Genomic DNA, 17,734 nt, shown 5'->3' on the forward strand with positions numbered 1-17,734 from the left:
GAGGGCCTGTCTGCCCTGCGCCCCCCAACACACCCTGCGGGCCTTCTGGACGTCATGCCGGGTGCGTGGAATAGATCAGAGCATCCCTAGGTTTCATAGAAAAAGCCGCGAGCGGCAGCAGCGGCGGGGAATCCGACGGACGCATCGGACAGTGCTGACAGCTTAGGCAAAGCTGCTGACAAGCTGATAACGTTATTTGGCCAAATAATGTCGAGACTCGGCCATGCAACGGACCAAGCAGGAGCTTTACGAACTGATCGAACGCCTGGATGGCCCTGCCCTGATCGCCTACTGGGATGACGGCGAAGCCTTCAGCGAATACACCCAGGAAACCAAGCAGTACGACTGGCACAGCCACGCGCGTGGCCAGTTCTTCTGTGTGGAAAGCGGCCTGGTGCACATGCATACCGAGCACGGCTCGTGGCTGTTGCCGCCGCATCGCGCCGGCTGGATGCCGCCTGGCGAATTGCACAAGGTAAGCATCAACGGTCCGCTCACCGGCTGGGGCGTGTTCCTGCACCCGGACATCTGCCCCTGCCTGCCCGATCGGCCCGGCGTGATCGGTGTCAATGCATTAATGCGCGAGCTGGTCCACCGCGCCAGCTCCTGGACCTGGAACCCCGAGCTGACCGAGCGGCAGGAGCGCGTGATGACCGTGCTGCTGGACGAGATCCGCAACGCGCCGCTCGAGCCGCTGCATCTGCCGATGCCGATGGATCGCCGTCTGCTGCGCATCGCGCGCGCCGTGCTGGAACAGCCGCAGGACAACCGCAGCCTGGAGGAATGGGCAGCATGGGCCGGCCTTTCCGTGCGCACGTTGAGCCGCCTGTTCCGCGCCGAAACCGCGCTGAGCTTTGCGCAATGGCGCCAGCAAGCGCGGCTCACCAAGGGGCTGGAGCAATTGGCCGACGGCTTGCCGGTGGCGGCGGTGGCGGACGGATTGGGTTATGCCAGCACCAGCGCCTTTATCGCGATGTTCCGGCGCTGCTTCGGCCATCCGCCGGCGCGCTATTTCGGGCAACGCGCCACGGCCTGAGGGGCAGCGGCACTTTCAAAACCTGCCAACACGACGCCAGCCATGCGCATTTTTTCCCTGCTCGCACATCCGCGCCCGAACAGCTTCTGCCATGCGCTTTCTGAACGCGCCAGGCAGGCGCTCTCGATGGCCGGACACGCCATCTCGCATCACGACCTGTATGCCGAAGGCTTCGATCCCTGCCTGAGCGCGGAAGAGGCGTACAGCATCGGCGACACGCTCGAAGTTGCCTTGTCGCGCGCGGACGACCCGGTCCTGCAGGGTCATCGAACCGAGATAGGGCAGGCGGACGGCCTGCTGATCGTGCATCCGAACTGGTGGGGCAAGCCGCCGGCGATCCTGGCCGGTTGGCTGGATCGGGTGCTGGTGCCTGGCGTCGCCTATCGGCTGGCTTCCGCCGATGGCATGCCCGAGGGCCTGCTTTCGATCAGGCAGGCGCTGGTGCTCAATACCTCCGACACGCTCGCGGAGCGGGAAGCGCGCGACCTGGGCGATCCGCTGGAACTGATCTGGGGCCGCTGCGTGCTGCCCTATTGCGGCGTGCAGGCCTACCGGCGGCATATCTTCAGGCCGGTGGTAGGCAGTTCGGACGCGCAACGTCTGTCCTGGCTTGCGGAAACCGAAAGCCTGTGCGGTGCGGCTTTTTCGAGCGGCTGAGGCGCAGCACCGACGTCTCAACGCATGAGACGCCCGCGCCCGAGCATCGCGCCTAGCCGGCAAGCGCGGGACGCCGGTCGCCAGGGCCGGCCTTTACCGCGCTGCAAACCGTCCCTATATATGATTGACGCCCCGCCCCCGCACCGCAGCGGGTCATCATCCATGCCTCTGCACGATTTCCATCCCGCCGTCGCCGCGTGGTTCGAAACCACGTTCCCTGCGCCTACTTCCGCGCAGGCCGGCGCATGGCCGGCGATCAGGGCAGGGCGGCATACGCTGGTGGCCGCACCAACCGGTTCGGGTAAAACATTGACCGCCTTTCTCGCGGCGATCGACCAGTTGGTGCAGGAAAGCGTCGCGCGCGGCGGCACGCTGCCGGACGAAACGCGCGTGGTGTACGTGTCGCCGCTGAAGGCGCTTTCGAACGACATCCACATCAACCTGGAAGCGCCGCTGGAAGGCATCGGCCTCGAACTGGAAAAGCTCGGCCTGCCCGGCGCACCGATCCGCACCGCCGTGCGCACAGGCGACACCCCGCAGGCCGAACGCAGCCTGATGCGCAAGGCGCCGCCGCATATTTTGGTAACCACGCCCGAATCGCTGTACGTGCTGATGGGATCGCTGTCCGGCCGCGAAATGCTCAAAAGCGTGCGCAGTGTCATCGTGGATGAAATCCATGCGGTAGCGGCGAGCAAGCGCGGGGCGCATCTGGCGTTGACGCTGGAGCGGTTGGAGGCGCTGTGCCAGCGGCCGTTGCAGCGGATTGGCTTGTCGGCGACGCAGAAGCCGATCGAGGATGTCGCCAAGTTTTTGGTAGGCGAGGGCACCGGTTTGGCTCCCTCTCCCCTCCGGGGAGAACATTCCGTTTCTTCCCTTTCCCCAAGGGGAAAGGGGAGGGGTGAGGGGCAAACCTCGCTTGAAACCCCTGCAGAGCCACAGCCTGTTATCACCGACCTCTTCGCAAGAGTAACCCCTCACCCCAGCCCTCTCCCCGAAGGGGAGAGGGAGAAAAGCACGGCATGCACCATCATCAACGTCGGCCACACCCGCGCGCGAGACCTCGCCATCGAGGTACCGCCGGTACCACTCGAAGCGGTGATGTCCAACGACAGCTGGGACTTGGTCTACAACCAGCTCGCGCAACTGGTCGAGCAACATCGCACCACGCTGGTGTTCGTCAATACGCGGCGCATGGCCGAACGCGTGGCGCGGCATCTGTCCGAACGCATCGGGCTTGAACACGTCGCCGCGCATCACGGCAGCCTTGCGAAAGAACATCGCCTGGATGCCGAGCAGCGCCTGAAGCGCGGCGATCTCAAAGTGCTGGTGGCGACTGCATCGCTGGAACTGGGTATCGACATCGGCGACGTCGACCTGGTGTGCCAGCTTTCCTCGCCACGCTCCATCGCCGCGTTTCTGCAGCGCGCCGGCCGTTCCGGCCACGCGGTGAACGGCACGCCGAAGGCGCGGCTGTTTCCCAGCAGCCGCGACGACCTGATCGAATGCGCCGCCTTGCTCGACTGCGTGCGTCGCGGCGAACTCGACACCCTGGTGCAGCCACCGCAACCGATCGATGTATTGGCGCAACAGATCGTGGCCGAAATCGCCTGCGCGGAATGGGACGAAGACGCACTGTTCGACCTGGTGCGCCGCGCGTATCCGTATCGCACGCTGCCACGCGATACCTTCAACAACGTAGTACGCATGCTGGCCGACGGCTTCAGCACGCGGCGCGGTGCACGCGCGGCATACATCCATCGCGACGCGGTGCATCGCGAACTGCGCGCGCGACGTGGCGCGCGGCTTACCGCCGTTACTTCTGGCGGCACCATTCCCGACACCGCCGATTACCTGGTGGTGCTGGAACCGCAAGCGACCATCGTCGGCACCATCAACGAAGATTTCGCCATCGAAAGCATGGCCGGCGACATCATCCAGCTCGGCAACGTCAGCTATCGCATCCTGCGCGTGGAGCGCGATCGCGTGCGCGTGGAAGATGCGCAAGGCGCGCCGCCGAGCCTGCCGTTCTGGTTGGGCGAGGCGCCGGGACGCAGCAATGAATTGTCCACCGGTGTATCGCGCTTGCGCGAAGAAATTTCCACGCGCATCGATACCGATGGCGTGCAGGCGGCGTTCGACTGGCTGCGCAACACGCTGGGCCTCAACGAATCGGCCGCGCAACAGATCGTGGAATACCTGGCCAAGGCCAAGGCCGCGCTCGGTGTGATGCCGACGCAATCCACGCTGGTGTTCGAGCGTTTCTTCGACGAATCCGGCGGCACCCAGCTGGTGATCCACACACCGTGGGGCAGCCGCATCAACAAGGCGTGGGGCCTGGCGCTGCGCAAGCGCTTCTGCCGCCAGTTCAATTTCGAACTGCAGGCGGCGGCGACCGAAAACGCGATCGTGCTGTCGCTATCGACCAGCCATAGTTTTCCGCTGATCGAAGTGGCGCGTTACCTGCACAGCAATACCGCCGAACACGTGCTGGTGCAGGCATTGCTCGATGCGCCGCTGTTCCCGGTCCGCTGGCGCTGGAACGCAGTCACCGCGCTGGCGCTGCCGCGCTATGCCGGCGGCAAGAAAGTACCGGCGCCGCTACAGCGCATGAAGAGCGAAGACCTGCTCGCCACCGTCTTTCCCGACCAGGTGGCATGCCTGGAAAACATCGTCGGCGAACGGGAAGTGCCCGATCACCCGCTGGTCAACCAGACCTTGCACGATTGCCTGCGCGAAGCGATGGACGTGGATGGCCTGCTGGAGATTCTCAAGCGGATGGAGTCCGGTGAGATAACCGTCGTTGCACGCGATCTCACCGCGCCCAGCCCGCTCGCCAGCGAAGTGCTCAACGCTGCGCCGTATGCCTTCCTCGATGACGCGCCGCTGGAAGAACGCCGCACGCGTGCGGTGCAGACGCGGCATTGGAACGGTATCGAAGATTCCGACGACCTGGCCAAGCTCGATCCGGAAGCGATCGCCGCGGTGCGTGCGGAAGCGTGGCCCCAGGTGCGCAGTGCGGATGAAATGCATGAAGCGCTGAATGTGCTGGGCTTCGTGACCGAAGAGGAAGCGTGTGCCAACGATGGCTGGCTGGATTGGCTGCACAAGCTCGCGAACGTTCATCGCGCGACGCGTCTCACTCCCTCTCCTACGTGCAGTAGGGAAGGGCCGGGGAGGGGTGAAGCCCCCAACCTCGCGGCAAGCTCGGACAACCCCACCCCAACCCTCCCCTGCACGCAGGGGAGGGGGCAGGATGGTGGTGGCATATGGATCTGCGCCGAAAAACTCCCCATGTGGCACGCGGTGCACGCGCATGCATCCATGCAACCCGCAGTCACTGCTCCCGCCGAATACGCCGCGCAAACCTGGACCCGCGAAGACGCCCTGCTCGAAGTGGTGCGCGGCCGCCTCACCGGCCTCGGCCCCAGCACCGTCGCTGCACTCGCCGCATCGATGCACGTCGATGCCACCGACATCGATCTCGCCCTGATCCGCCTGCAATCGGAAGGCTACGTGATGCAGGGCCATTTCACGCCGGATGCCAGCGACATCGAATGGTGTGAACGCCATCTGCTCGCACGCATCCACCGCTACACCATCGGCCGCCTGCGTCGTGAGATCGAACCGGTCAGCCGCCGCGATCTCATGCGCTTCCTGCTCGAATGGCAGCACACCACGCCCGGCACCAAGCTCAACGGCCCCGAAGCACTCAGCGCGGTGCTGCGCCAGTTGGAAGGCTACGAAGCCGCCGCGGGCGCATGGGAAAGCGAACTGCTCGCTTCGCGCATCACCGATTACTCCAGCCGCTGGCTGGACGAACTGTGCCGCGCCGGCCGCATCGGCTGGAACCGGCTGCGCAGCGGTGGCGGCAGCAGTGGACCGGTACGCGCGACGCCGATCGTGCTGTTGCCGCGCCGGCAGTTGCCGATCTGGACGTCGTTGGCGGACCGCAACCAGGGGCAGGACGCGCTGCTTTCTTCTCGTGCGCAGGCCGTCGCCGATGCATTGGGCGCGCATGGCGCATTGTTCTTCGATGAACTCGTAGACGCCGCGCATTTGTTGCGTACCGAACTGGAAGATGCACTCGGCGAACTGGTATCCGCCGGACGCGTCACCTCCGACAGCTTCGCCGGTTTGCGCGCCTTGCTGACGCCGGCCGCGAAGCGCGACTCGCCGCGTCATCGGCGCGTGCGTCGGCATACGTTGAGCGAGATCGAAGACGCCGGTCGCTGGTCACTCGTACGAAAGCTTCCTGCGCCCTCTCCCCTCCGGGGAGCCCATGCTCTTTCTCCCTCTCCCCTGCGGGGAGAGGGGCGGGGTGAGGGGCCAACCTCGCCGGAAGCCAAAACCTCCGACGAAACCATCGAACACACCGCCCGCGTCCTGCTCCGCCGCTACGGCGTCGTCTTCTGGAAACTGCTCGAACGCGAAGCCCCATGGCTCCCCTCATGGCGCGAACTCCTGCGCGTCTACCACCGCCTCGAAGCCCGCGGCGAAATCCGCGGCGGCCGCTTCGTGGAAGGGCTGGTCGGCGAACAGTTCGCCCTCCCCGAAGCCATCGCCCACCTGCGCAGCATCCGCCTGCGTCCGCCCGAACAACAACGCATCACGCTGAGCGGCAGCGATCCCCTCAACCTGGTCGGCACCGTCCTCGCCGGCGACCGCCTGCCAGCGCTGGCAGGCACGCGAGTGCTTTACGAAGACGGCATGCCCGTGGCGGCCCTGGTTGCCAACAAACCGCAGTGGCTGATCGAGGGCGATCTTGCGCAGCAGCGGCGCTGGTACAACGCGCTATTGCGGCGACCGGAGCCGGATGGGACCAGCGATGTAACATACGTGCATCGCTGATCTCGCATAATCTTGACCATCGGAAACAAGCTGCTTTCCCGTGGCCTGCGTGACCAGGCCTGACCGTCGGCTCTTTACTCGGGCGTTAGCCATGGAACTTCGAGCAAGCCTCACATACAGCCCATCGTTGATTCGCCAAGCCGTATGGGCGTTTTGGCGGCGTGTCGTGGGCCTTCAATTTCCGGCGGCGTTAATCCTTATCACGATCGGCCTGGTTGCTTTGCTTCGCTCAGGAGATCGCTCCTGGCTCGTTGGCGTTGTGGCCAGCGTTCTGATTCTGGGCACGCTCTTCATGGTTGCTCTTTTTCTCGTCCATTACCGCAATTCAACCCAAAAGCTGCGCGCAATGGGAGCGCCGCAAGCGGAACTCATTGCCACGCACTCCAGCCTGTCCCTATCTTCTGGAGCGGGAACCGTATCGCTTCCCTGGTCGTCCGTTTCCGAGGTCTGGCAGTTCCCGACCTTCTGGCTTCTGCTGTTCTCAAAAAACCAATTCAGCACCCTGCCGCTTGCGGATGTCTCTACGGAACTTCGGAAGTTCATGCTTCAACGTGTAGGCGAAGCCGGCGGAAAAATCAGCTGATAGACGCTGCGCTGGAGCGCACATGGCGATTCGAATAACGGAGACAAATTCTATGTCATGGAATAAAGGCCTCGGGCTTCTGACATTGATAGCCCTGCTGGGCTGCTCGATGCAACAGCCGACCATGACGGCCGCCGTATGCCCCGCGCACCCCGATCATCCATTGCGTTTTGTGGAAGTGTTCGACGGCGCGCCCAGCGACATGGCCTCGCTCGTTCCTGATCAGCCCGGGGCATCGGCCGGCTATTGGCAGCTTGGATATGTCTATGACGCTGGCCGGTTTGTCACGGTCCGGTGCAAGTACGCCGATGGGAAGGTTTCGGACACGAAGTTACCCAACAAAATCAATCGATGTGATTACACGATCGATTCGAAGAAAATCCTGAAGCTGGATTGCAAATAGAAGGAATCGAAGCGCTGAGCAGACTGCTGCCGGGGTTCGGGGCGGCTAGCGCGCGCAGAATCGGCCGTATATGCACTTGCATTGCTATCGCTGGCCAGCGAGCGATAACAACTTTTCCCCGTAGCTGATCACTCGCTGTAGTCAGCGATATAAACCAGCAAACCATCACGCTCGCGGTATTCGCTGCGCCCATCCAACGCAATGCTTTGGCCTGCCCGAATGCCATTGGGCAGGTCCACCGCGAAGGTGCCCTGGAAATGAATGTCCGCGTACGCCACGCCTTCGGCTTCGCTGTAGCGGGCGATGGTCTGGTGGCGGGCTGAAAACAGGTGGCGGGAGCTTTCCGCCAGATGGCGCAGTTCGGCTGCACCCACGGTACGCACGCTGAGCACGCCGGCGGTGTAGTTTTCGAAGATCACTTCGCTGTGCATGGTGGCGAGCATGGCATCGATGTCGATGCGGTTGTAGGCGTCGATATAGCGGTCGATGAGCGCTCGCATGGTGTTCTCCGTGGGACCGTCGCGAGCATAGCGGAGTTGGGCGTATAGGGGACCGTCGTCCCTCCCGGGAAGGACGACGACGCACGACGTAATGCCATTCCGGCGAAACCGGAATGGCGAACGATGCCTCAGTGTTTCTTGACGTTGTCCGTCTGCGCAATGAACTGCGCCACGTTATCGTGCAGCAACTTCAACGATTCCTCGTGCGCGTACACCATGTGCCCCGACGGATACCACGCATAGCGGATATTGTTCATCAACGCCGGCTGGATCGGCATGTGCTGCATTTCGTAGTCGGCCGCGTAGAACGGCGTGGCCAGGTCGTAATAGCCGCCGTTGAGGAAAACCTTCAGGCCGGGGTTGGTCTTCATGGCTTTGGCCAGATCCGGCATCACGTTGACGGCGCCATCGTGACCGTTGTGCTTGAAGTTCCAGTCGTTGACGTCGGCGAATTCGTGATAGACCTGGTCCTGGCCGTATTTGAGATCCTTGCGCGCGTAGTCATTGAAGGCGGCGATGTAGGCGGAGCTGATCGCCGACGATTGCGGATCGTATTCCGCTTCCTTGCTCAACGGATCGAGCGAAGGGCCGGCGAAGCGCGAATCCAGGCGGCCGGTGGTGTCGCCGCTGTCGCCCAGCAGTTCGTGTTCGAACATGCCGCCGGTGACGCGCAGGTTGGCCTTCAACAGATATGGCACGGAAAGGCCGGTGTATTGATGCAATTTCTCGGCGATCGCCTGCTTGCGCGCATCGTCCAGGCGCGCGCCCTGCATCAGCGCCTGCGCATAATCGCCGAGCGCGAACTGTTCCACTTCCTGCAAGAACGGCTCCAATGCGGCCGGTTGCTGCGGCAGTTTGTGGTGGTAGTACGCGGTGGCGGCGAAGGTGGGCAGGCCAAGTTCGTAAGGCAGGTCGACGCCGGGGTTCTGTTCGGCGCCGTCGATGCTGGTGTCGAAGTTGAGAATCTGCGACAGCAGGATCACGCCGTTGAGATCGACGCTCTCTTCGTTTTCCAGGTCGTTGGCGAGCACCGCCGAGCGCGTGGTGCCGTAGCTTTCGCCGAACAGGTATTTTGGCGAATTCCAGCGGCCGTAGCGCGACAGGAACTGCGTGATGAATTGCGCAAAGGCGTGGCCGTCGCCGTCGACACCGTAGATTTCCTTGCGGCGGTCCTTCATTTGCTCTTCGCGCTTGGATGCATCCGGATCGTTGGCGATCAAGCGGCTGAAACCCGCGCCGGGTGCATCGATGAAGACCAGGTCGGAGGCGTCGAGCAGGCTGTAGTCGTTGTTGACCAGTTGATAGGGCGCGGCCGGCGTATGGCTATCGTCCATGGTCACCACGCGGCGCGGCCCGAATGCGCCCATGTGCAGCCACACCGTCGCCGAACCGGGCCCGCCGTTGTAGATAAAGGTGACCGGGCGCTTGGCGGCTTCTTCGCCCTTCTTGAAATAGGCCACGTAGAACATGCTGACGGTAGGCTCGTTTTCCTTATCGCCCTTGCCGTGCAGCACGATGGTACCTGCTACCGCCTTGTAGGCGATGCGCTTGCCTTCCACGCTGACCGAGCCTTCGCTGGCCGAGGCCTGCGGATGCAGCAGGTAGCTTTCCGGTTTCGCTTCGTCCGCGGGGGTCTTGTCTTTCTTGTCGGCGGCGTGGGCCGTGCCGAGCAGGAGCGCGGTCAAGGCGAGAACGAGCGGAAGCTTGCGCATGGGGAATCCTTGGCGATGCGGCGCAGGCAGCGCGCCGGGATCCGCAGCTTAGGCATTGAGCCCGTCCGGTTTCATACGCCAGAAGTCACTATGCGGCATGCGCGAAGCGCTCGCGGTAGCGCGCCGGGCTTACTTTCAACGTGCGCCGGAAGTGGTGGCGCAAGGTATCGGCGCTGCCGAAGCCACAGGCATCCGCAATGCGCTCGACTGGCCACTGGCTTCCTTCGAGCAATTCGCGCGCGCGGCCCAGGCGTTCCTGGATCAGCCATTGCTTGGGCGAGCAGCCGGTGGCTTCTTCAAAACGGCGCAAGAAGGTGCGTTCGCTCATGCGTGCGTGTTCGGCCAATGCATTCAACGGCAACGGCTGGTCCAGGTGAGCGCGCATCCATTCCAGCAGTTTGCCCAGTGCGGAGCCTTGCTCGGGCAGAGGCGCCGGAATGAATTGCGCCTGCCCACCATCGCGATGCGTCGGCACCACGGCCCGCCGCGCAACCTGGTTGGCGATGCGCGGACCGTAGTCGCGGCGGATCAGATGCAGCGAAAGATCGATCGCCGCGGCGCTGCCCGCCGAGGTCAGCACATGGCCGGCGTCCACGTACAAGACATCCGGCTCGATGCGGATGCGCGGATAACGCTCCGCCAGGGCCTGTGCATAACGCCAATGCGTGGTGGCGCTGCGGCCATCCAGCACGCCGGCCGCCGCCAGCACGAATACGCCGGAACAGAACGACAGCAGGCGCGCGCCGCGCTTGTGCGCGGCACGCAAGGCCTCGAGCAGGGCCGGCGGCGGCGCGGCATCCGCACCACGCCAGCCGGGCACGATCACCGTCTCGGCCTGCGCCAGCAGTTCCAAGCCGCCATCCGCCTGCACGCGTATGCCGCCCGCGGCGCGTAGCGGCCCGCGCTCCACCGCGCACGAGGCGAAGGTGTACCAATGCTCGAATTCCGGCCGCGGCAAGCCGAACATTTCCACCGCAATACCGTATTCGAAGGTGCAAAGGCCGTCGTAAACCAAGGCGACAACGCGATGGTTGCCCGGGCCAGGACGAGGGCGGGCGCGTTTTGGCGATTTCTTCATGGTGGCTGGCATTCTTGCCAATGTCGTGCTTGTGCGCCAGTGCCCAAACTGTGCCCATGTTCACCACGGAGCACCTCATGAGTACTGTCGTCACCCGCGTTCCGGCCGCACAGAGCGCACAAGCGTTGGCCCATTTCGAAGCACGCCTCGGCTTCGAAACCGATTGCGCCGATGTCTGGTATGCCACGCAGCATGAAACGAAGGATTTCGTACTGCTGGACGTGCGCACGCCCACGCTCTATGCGGCCGGCCACGTGCCCCGCGCGATCAACATGCCGACGCGCACGATCAGCGAACAGCGCCTGGCCGAGTATTCGCCCGATACGACGTTCGTGGTGTATTGCGCCGGTCCGCATTGCAACGGCGCGAACAAGGCCGCGGTGAAGCTAGCGCAGCTTGGCCGGCCGGTGAAGGAAATGCTCGGCGGTCTTACCGGGTGGATCGATGAAGGGTTCGGACTGGAGCGCTGAAATGCCGTGTAGGTTGGGGTGCAAACCCCAACATCGCAATCCTCACGGCATAGCCATGTTGGGGTTTGCACCCCAACCTACGTCAGGCGCGTAGCGCGGCGGCTTCGCGCGCCAACTGCTCGATGCCGGCCCAGTCGCCGGCCTTCAGCTTGTCGGCCGGCGTAAGCCACGAACCGCCCACGCACAGCACGTTCGGCAAGGAGAGAAAATCCTTCGCCGTGTTCAGCGCAATGCCGCCGGTCGGGCAGAAGCGGATCTGCGGCAGCGGGCTGGCCCAGGCGCCGAGCAGTTTCGCGCCGCCGGCGGGCACCGCCGGGAAGAACTTTAGGTGACGGTAACCGCGTTCGAGCAAGGCCATCGCTTCGCTGGCGGTGGCGATGCCAGGCAGCAAGGGCAGGGTGCTGTCATCGGCGGCGGCCAGCAGGTTCGGCGACATGCCGGGCGACACTGCGAAGCGCGCGCCGGCGCGTTCGGCGGCATGCAGATCGTTGGCGGTCAACACGGTGCCGACGCCTACGACCGCGCCTTCCACTTCTTGTGCGATGGCGCGGATCGCGTCCAGCGCCGCAGGCGTGCGCAGCGTCACCTCGATCGCCGGAATACCGCCGGCCACCAGCGCGCGCGCCATCGGCACGGCGTGCCTGGCGTCTTCGATGATCACTACCGGGATCACCGGCGCCAGGCGCATGGTGGCTTCGACGTGTTGTTGCTTGGTTTCGATGTTCATGGTCATTCGGGGCAATGTAGGTTGGGGTGCGAACCCCAACGTCGTGGTATCCATGTGGATGGCAATGTTGGGGTTTGCACCCCAACCTACGTGTTAGAGCACACCGGCGCCGAGATCGGCAGCTACCGCGTTACGACGGAAGATGCCGAACAGTTCGCGACCCATGCCGTGCTGGTGCCTGGAAAGATCCTCGACTACCGGCGTGCGCGCTGCGAATTCCGCGGCATCCACCAACACATCGAGCGTGCCCTTCTGCGCATCCAGGCGAATGATGTCGCCCTCGCGCACCTTGGCGATCGGGCCGCCATCGTCCGCTTCCGGCGTCACGTGGATCGCTGCCGGCACGCGACCGCTGGCTCCCGACATGCGGCCATCGGTCACCAATGCAATGCGATGTCCGCGATCCTGCAGCACGGCAAGCGTCGGCGTGAGCTTGTGCAGTTCCGGCATGCCGATCGCGCGCGGACCCTGGAAACGCACCACGGCGATGAAGTCCCGGTTGAGCTCGCCGCGGTCGAACGCGCGCTTGATGTCGTCCTGGTCGTGGAACACCACCGCCGGCGCTTCGATCACCAGGCGGTCATCCGGCACGGAGGACACCTTGATCACCGAACGGCCAAGATTGCCGTCGAGCATGCGCAGGCCGCCATCGGCGCGGAACGGTTCGCTCGCGCTGCGCAGCACGCCGCGATTGCCGCTTTCCTTGGACACCGGTCTCCAGATGAGCTTGCCCGCTTCATCCAGCGACGGCACCGTGGCGTAGCCGGAAAGATCGCAGCCGGCGATGGTGCGCGCATCGCCGTGCAGCAGGCCGGCGCTCAGCAGTTGATCGATCAGGAAGCCCATGCCGCCGGCTTCATGGAAATGGTTCACGTCGGCGTAGCCGTTCGGATACACGCGCGCCAAGAGCGGCGCGACCGACGACAGCGCGTCGAAATCTTCCCAGCGCAGCGCAATGCCGGCTGCCTGTGCGATCGCCACCAAGTGCAGCAGATGATTGGTGGAACCGCCGGTGGCGTGCAGGCCGACCACGCCATTGACGATGGCGCGCTCGTCCACGATATGGCCGATCGGCAAATGTTCGCCCGCCTTGCCCAGCGCGGCGCAGCGGCGCACCGCTTCGGCGGTGAGCGCATCGCGCAGCGGCGTTTCCGGCGCGACGAAGCTGGCGCCCGGCAGGTGCAGGCCCATGATCTCCATCAGCATCTGGTTGGAGTTGGCGGTGCCGTAGAAGGTGCAGGTGCCGGCGGCGTGATAGGACGCCGCTTCGGCTTCCAGCAATTCGTCGCGGCTCGCCTTGCCTTCCGTATACGCCTGGCGCACCTTCGATTTCTGCTCATTGCTGATGCCGCTGGGCATCGGGCCGCTGGGCACGAACACGCCAGGCAGATGGCCGAAGCTCAACGCGCCGATCAGGAGCCCCGGCACAATCTTGTCGCAGATCCCCAGATACAGCGCTCCGTCGAACATATCGTGCGACAGCGCCACCGCCGTGGTCATCGCAATCAGGTCGCGCGAGAACAGCGACAACTCCATGCCGGCGCGGCCTTGCGTAACGCCATCGCACATCGCCGGCACGCCACCTGCGACTTGTGCGGTGAAACCGGACTGGCGCGCCGCCTCGCGGATGAGTTCCGGATAGCGCTCGTACGGCTGGTGCGCCGAAAGCATGTCGTTATACGCGGTGACGATGGCCAGGTTCGGCGTGTGGCCTTCGCGCAGCGCGGCCTTGTCGTTTGCGTTGCAGGCGGCGAAGCCGTGCGCGAGGTTGCCGCAGGAGAGCCGGGCGCGATGCGGGCCGTCGATGATGGCGTTGTTGATGCGTTCCAGATACGCGGCGCGCGTAGCGCGGCTGCGTTCGCGCAGGCGTTCGGTGACTTCGGCGACGACGGGGTGCAGGCTCATTTCATGCTCCGGCCGAGCGGGCTCGGCGTTGATGCTGTTTGTTGCTCGTAAAAGCGCTTGTCTTTCCGGCCGTGTTCGAACGTGCCTAACCGTCATTCCGGCGAACGCCGGAATCCAGTTTGCAGACGTTGTGCGAAGCACTCAAAAACAATGCTGTGTGCTTCGCACGATTCACTCGGCTGGATTCCGGCGTTCGCCGGAATGACGAACCGTAAACGTGCGGGACCGCGAAGGCTCGCCCCATCACGGACACCAATAGATATCCAGTGGACGACCCGATTGCAGCACGCTGGCAACCGGCAACGTGCTGCCGGGCTTTTCCGCCGCCGCCAGTACGTCGCGCTTATCGTTGCCCTGGATATGCAGATAAAGCGAATGCGCCTTCAACAGCACCTCCAGCGTGAAGGTGATGCGCGGCTCGCCGGCGCCCGGCGCGCGCATCGGCAACACCAGCGCGGTATTGGAGATATCGAGCGCTTCGCTCAGGCGATCGCCGCCTGGAAAGAACGAAGCCGTATGCCCATCCGGACCCATGCCAAGCACGATCACGTCGAACGGTTGTCCCAGCGCCTTCACCCGCGCGCGCACTTCGCCGATGCCGGCTTCCGGCGTGGCGGCATCGGCATACAGCGGCACAAATTCGGCGTCAGCGGCCTTGTGTTGCAGCAGCAGGGATTTCACCAGCCGCGCGTTGGAACGTTCATCGGTCTCTGGCACCCAGCGTTCGTCGACCAGGGTGACGGTGACGCGCGACCAGTCCAGCGCTTCGTTCGCAAGTGCTTCGAACAGGCGCTTGGGCGTACTGCCGCCGGATACCGCGAGCAACGCCTCACCGCGCGCATCGATCGCTTCGCGCAGCTTGCCCGCGATGCTGGCCGACAAGGCCTCGGCCAGCGCATCGCCGTCATCGAAAGCGTGCAGGGCGTGCTGCCCGCTCACTGTTCGAAATCCTCGTCCCAGGTGCGGCCGTCGCGTTCGATCAAGGCCACCGCGGCGCTCGGACCCCAGGTGCCGGAAGTGTACGGACGCGGCGCTTCGCCGCTCGCCGCCCATGCGGCCAGGATCGGATCGGCCCAGTTCCATGCCGCTTCCACTTCGTCGCGACGCATGAACAAGGTGGGATTGCCGCGCACCACGTCGAGCAGCAGGCGCTCGTACGCATCGGGCTGCTGCACGCCGAAGGCCTCGGCGAAGCTCATGTCCAACGGCACGTGGCGCAGGCGCAAGCCGCCAGGGCCAGGATGCTTGATGGTCAGCCACAGCTTCACGCCTTCATCCGGCTGCAGGCGCAGCACCAGGCGGTTCTGCGCCAGCGGGCCGGCGGAGGCGGTGAAGATGGAGTGCGGCACCGGCTTGAACGCCACCACGATCTCCGACACGCGATCGGCCAAACGCTTGCCCGTGCGCAGGTAGAACGGCACGCCGGACCAGCGCCAGTTGGCGATTTCCGCCTTCAGCGCGACGAAGGTTTCGGTATTGGAGTGATCGACCTTCGACTTGGCGGTGCTGTTCAAGTCGTCGATATAGCCGGGCACGCTCTTGCCTTCGCCGACGCCGGCACGGTACTGGCCGCGCACGGTGAGCTGGGAAGCATTGCTTTCGTTGATGGGTTTGAGCGCGTGCAGCACCTTGAGCTTTTCGTCGCGCACCGCATCGGGCGACAGCGAGGACGGCGGCTCCATCGCCACCATGCACAACAGCTGCAGCATATGGTTCTGCACCATGTCGCGCAGCGCGCCGGCGTGGTCGTAATAGGGGCCGCGACGTTCCACGCCCAGCGTTTCGGCCACGGTGATCTGCACGTGGTCGATATGGCCGGCGTTCCACAGCGGCTCGAACAGCGCGTTGCCGAAGCGCAGCGCCAACAGGTTCTGCACCGTTTCCTTGCCGAGATAGTGATCGATGCGGAAGGTCTGCGATTCGGCGAACACCTGGCCGACGTCGTCGTTGATGCGATTGGCGCTGGCCAGGTCCTTGCCGATCGGCTTTTCCAGCACCACGCGCGACTGGCCCTGGTTGAGGCCGTAGCCGCCCAGGCGCTGGCAGATGTCCACGAACAGGTCGGGCGAGGTGGACAGATAGAACACGCGCACGTGATCGGGACATTCGCCCATCAACTTGGCGAAGTCGTCCCAGCCGGCGTCCTTGCGTGCGTCGAGGGGGCGGTAATGCACCAGCTTGAGGAAAGCGTCCAGCTGGTCGCCCTGCTTGGCCGCCGCGCCGTTGAGCGCGCTGCGGATCTGCGCGCGGTAGCCGTCGTCGTCCAGGCCTTCGCGGGCCACGCCGATGATGCGGCTGCCCGGCTGGATCTGGCCGTCGGCGAAGCGGTGGAAGAGGGCAGGGAGCAATTTGCGGACGGCCAGATCGCCAGTGCCGCCGAAAATCACCAGGTCGAACAGCTCGACCGGTAGCGCGGGTGCAGTCACAACTCACCTCTATGCATGCGGGCAGCCGCGACAATGCGGCCGCCGGGGAACCCCGATGGTACCAATGCCGTACCAGGCAATACCAGTCCTTTGTGCGGTGCAAACGTATGCATTGTTTTCATAAGCCAGGAATCGTAAATCGAGAATCGTAAATCGTAAAAAATGACTTGCGCGGGCGACGGCTCTGCTCGATTTCCGATTGACGATCCCCGATTCACGGACAGGTTGTCCCACTGGTCACGCATTGGTATGGTTCGCAACTATGCAGAACGCCCTGGCCGAGGAATACCGGCGACTGAGCCGCGATACCACCACCCACCAGCCGCTGGCTTACCTGCGGTTGCGGCGGGCCATTCGCAACGTGATCCAGCATCGCGACATCGAACCGGGCCAGACCCTGCCGAGCGAACGCGATTTATCGCAGGCTTTGGGTTTGTCCCGCGTGACCGTGCGCAAGGCCATTTCGGGTTTGGTCGAAGAAGGCCTGCTCACCCAGCGCCACGGCGCCGGCACCTTCGTGGCCGAGCGCATCATCAAGCCGATGTCGCGCCTGACCAGTTTTACCGAAGATTTGCGCGCGCGCGGCCTGCATCCACGCTCCGAATTCTTCGAGCGCAGCGTGGGCGAGGTGACGCCGGAGGAATCGATGGCGCTCAATCTTTCGCCCGGCGTGCTGGTGGCGCGGCTGCATCGCGTGCGTTATGCCGAAGACGAACCGCTGGCGATCGAGCGCAGCGTGGTGCCGGCCAGCGTGCTGCCGGATCCGCATGAAGTGCACGACTCGCTGTACGAGGCGCTGGAGAAATACGACTGCCGCCCAGTGCGCGCGCTGCAACGCTTGCGCGCGGTGTTGCTGGGTGCGCGACAGGCGCGCTTGCTGCACGTGAGCGCCGGCAGCGCCGGCCTGCATATCGAGCGCCGCGGTTTTCTCGACGATGGACGCGTGGTGGAATTCACCACCTCGTGGTACCGCGGCGATATTTACGATTTTGTGGCTGAGCTACAGACCGATTGATGGTGCATCACCGTCATTCCGGCGAAAGCCGGAATGACGACTAGGTAAGGTCACACATGGCCGCAAGTATGTAGATGGTTGTGCTCGTTGGGGAAAAGCGACCGAATTGCCCTCACCGCCCCCACCCGCTACAGTTGCGCCCGTTCCAGGTGTCCCTAGGCCCAAGCCTACGGGATGAAACGGGAAGCCGGTGCGCTGTTCGCACAGCAAGGCCGGCACTGCCCCCGCAACGGTAAGCGAGTTCTTTTCGAACGATCGACACGCCACTGTGCTTTGCATGGGAAGGCATCGTTCGATGGCGTGCATTGATGCGCGCCACTCGCGAGTCCGGAGACCGGCCCGGAACAGGTTCTGGCACTCGCGGTGGGCGGGGC

13 protein-coding genes, 2 pseudogenes and 1 riboswitch are annotated in these 17,734 nt (G+C 64.2%); of the genes and pseudogenes, 8 read left to right on the plus strand and 7 right to left on the minus strand.

Going from position 1 to position 17,734, the window contains the following annotated elements; translation table 11 throughout:
• Window positions 1-223 precede the first annotated feature (223 nt).
• The 6 genes and pseudogenes from ACTHNE_RS03385 (at window position 224) to ACTHNE_RS03410 (ending at window position 7,527) form a co-directional block, all read left to right on the plus strand.
• Entirely contained in the window at window positions 224-1,036 is an 813-nt protein-coding gene (locus tag ACTHNE_RS03385) for an AraC family transcriptional regulator (protein WP_324937073.1), read from the plus strand.
• A 42-nt stretch (window positions 1,037-1,078) separates the two neighbouring features.
• Entirely contained in the window at window positions 1,079-1,693 is a 615-nt protein-coding gene (locus tag ACTHNE_RS03390; RefSeq protein WP_324937071.1) for an NAD(P)H-dependent oxidoreductase, read from the plus strand.
• A 162-nt stretch (window positions 1,694-1,855) separates the two neighbouring features.
• Window positions 1,856-2,539: pseudogene (locus tag ACTHNE_RS03395) on the plus strand (DEAD/DEAH box helicase); the annotation flags it as partial.
• 174 nt (window positions 2,540-2,713) lie between these two features.
• A pseudogene (locus ACTHNE_RS03400) lies at window positions 2,714-6,541 on the plus strand (Lhr family helicase); the annotation flags it as partial.
• Between the two features lie 91 nt (window positions 6,542-6,632).
• Entirely contained in the window at window positions 6,633-7,124 is a 492-nt protein-coding gene (locus ACTHNE_RS03405; RefSeq protein ID WP_324940455.1) for a YcxB family protein, read from the plus strand.
• 52 nt (window positions 7,125-7,176) lie between these two features.
• Window positions 7,177-7,527, plus strand: a complete 351-nt coding sequence (locus tag ACTHNE_RS03410; protein ID WP_440268562.1) for an STY0301 family protein — start codon at window positions 7,177-7,179, stop codon at window positions 7,525-7,527.
• A gap of 128 nt (window positions 7,528-7,655) precedes the next feature.
• On the opposite strand, the gene ACTHNE_RS03415 is transcribed toward ACTHNE_RS03410, so the two are convergent.
• From ACTHNE_RS03415 to ftrA, 3 genes are all read right to left on the minus strand, one after another.
• Entirely contained in the window at window positions 7,656-8,027 is a 372-nt protein-coding gene (locus ACTHNE_RS03415; RefSeq protein WP_440268563.1) for a nuclear transport factor 2 family protein, read from the minus strand.
• A 128-nt stretch (window positions 8,028-8,155) separates the two neighbouring features.
• Complete coding sequence (locus ACTHNE_RS03420; RefSeq protein ID WP_324940464.1) at window positions 8,156-9,739, minus strand: S10 family peptidase; 1,584 nt, start codon at window positions 9,737-9,739, stop codon at window positions 8,156-8,158.
• An 88-nt stretch (window positions 9,740-9,827) separates the two neighbouring features.
• Window positions 9,828-10,817, minus strand: coding sequence for a transcriptional regulator FtrA (gene ftrA, locus ACTHNE_RS03425; protein ID WP_324940467.1), 990 nt, complete (start codon window positions 10,815-10,817; stop codon window positions 9,828-9,830).
• A 77-nt stretch (window positions 10,818-10,894) separates the two neighbouring features.
• Here ftrA and ACTHNE_RS03430 point away from each other — a divergent pair, with 77 nt between their 5' ends.
• On the plus strand, window positions 10,895-11,287 hold the full coding sequence (locus ACTHNE_RS03430) for a rhodanese-like domain-containing protein (protein WP_440268564.1): 393 nt from the start codon (window positions 10,895-10,897) through the stop codon (window positions 11,285-11,287).
• An 82-nt stretch (window positions 11,288-11,369) separates the two neighbouring features.
• Here the strand turns inward: ACTHNE_RS03430 and eda are convergent, their stop codons facing one another.
• From eda to zwf, 4 genes are all read right to left on the minus strand, one after another.
• Entirely contained in the window at window positions 11,370-12,020 is a 651-nt protein-coding gene (gene eda, locus ACTHNE_RS03435; protein WP_440268565.1) for a bifunctional 4-hydroxy-2-oxoglutarate aldolase/2-dehydro-3-deoxy-phosphogluconate aldolase, read from the minus strand.
• Between the two features lie 87 nt (window positions 12,021-12,107).
• Complete coding sequence (edd, locus tag ACTHNE_RS03440; RefSeq protein WP_440268566.1) at window positions 12,108-13,919, minus strand: phosphogluconate dehydratase; 1,812 nt, start codon at window positions 13,917-13,919, stop codon at window positions 12,108-12,110.
• Between the two features lie 243 nt (window positions 13,920-14,162).
• Window positions 14,163-14,858, minus strand: coding sequence for a 6-phosphogluconolactonase (gene pgl / locus ACTHNE_RS03445; protein ID WP_324940478.1), 696 nt, complete (start codon window positions 14,856-14,858; stop codon window positions 14,163-14,165).
• Complete coding sequence (gene zwf / locus ACTHNE_RS03450) at window positions 14,855-16,345, minus strand: glucose-6-phosphate dehydrogenase (RefSeq protein ID WP_324940481.1); 1,491 nt, start codon at window positions 16,343-16,345, stop codon at window positions 14,855-14,857. The genes pgl and zwf overlap by 4 nt, the downstream gene beginning before the upstream one ends.
• 262 nt (window positions 16,346-16,607) lie before the next feature.
• Between zwf and ACTHNE_RS03455 the strand changes: the two genes are divergently transcribed.
• Window positions 16,608-17,360, plus strand: coding sequence for a GntR family transcriptional regulator (locus ACTHNE_RS03455; protein WP_126684833.1), 753 nt, complete (start codon window positions 16,608-16,610; stop codon window positions 17,358-17,360).
• Between the two features lie 130 nt (window positions 17,361-17,490).
• A riboswitch (cobalamin riboswitch) is annotated at window positions 17,491-17,717 on the plus strand.
• Window positions 17,718-17,734 lie beyond the last annotated feature (17 nt).

It is taken from the genome of Dyella sp. (genome assembly GCF_051954575.1).
In the GTDB taxonomy this organism is placed as follows: Bacteria; Pseudomonadota; Gammaproteobacteria; order Xanthomonadales; family Rhodanobacteraceae; genus Dyella_B.

Excerpts from the sequence above, each read along its gene's own strand:
- ACTHNE_RS03385 (WP_324937073.1), top strand. The coding sequence starts at position 224 with ATGCAACGGACCAAGCAGGAGCTTTACGAACTGATCGAACGCCTGGAT.
- ACTHNE_RS03390 (WP_324937071.1), top strand. The coding sequence starts at position 1,079 with ATGCGCATTTTTTCCCTGCTCGCACATCCGCGCCCGAACAGCTTCTGC.
- ACTHNE_RS03405 (WP_324940455.1), top strand. The coding sequence starts at position 6,633 with ATGGAACTTCGAGCAAGCCTCACATACAGCCCATCGTTGATTCGCCAA.
- ACTHNE_RS03410 (WP_440268562.1), top strand. The coding sequence starts at position 7,177 with ATGTCATGGAATAAAGGCCTCGGGCTTCTGACATTGATAGCCCTGCTG.
- ACTHNE_RS03415 (WP_440268563.1), bottom strand. The coding sequence starts at position 8,027 with ATGCGAGCGCTCATCGACCGCTATATCGACGCCTACAACCGCATCGAC.
- ACTHNE_RS03420 (WP_324940464.1), bottom strand. The coding sequence starts at position 9,739 with ATGCGCAAGCTTCCGCTCGTTCTCGCCTTGACCGCGCTCCTGCTCGGC.
- ftrA (WP_324940467.1), bottom strand. The coding sequence starts at position 10,817 with ATGAAGAAATCGCCAAAACGCGCCCGCCCTCGTCCTGGCCCGGGCAAC.
- ACTHNE_RS03430 (WP_440268564.1), top strand. The coding sequence starts at position 10,895 with ATGAGTACTGTCGTCACCCGCGTTCCGGCCGCACAGAGCGCACAAGCG.
- eda (WP_440268565.1), bottom strand. The coding sequence starts at position 12,020 with ATGACCATGAACATCGAAACCAAGCAACAACACGTCGAAGCCACCATG.
- edd (WP_440268566.1), bottom strand. The coding sequence starts at position 13,919 with ATGAGCCTGCACCCCGTCGTCGCCGAAGTCACCGAACGCCTGCGCGAA.
- ACTHNE_RS03455 (WP_126684833.1), top strand. The coding sequence starts at position 16,608 with ATGCAGAACGCCCTGGCCGAGGAATACCGGCGACTGAGCCGCGATACC.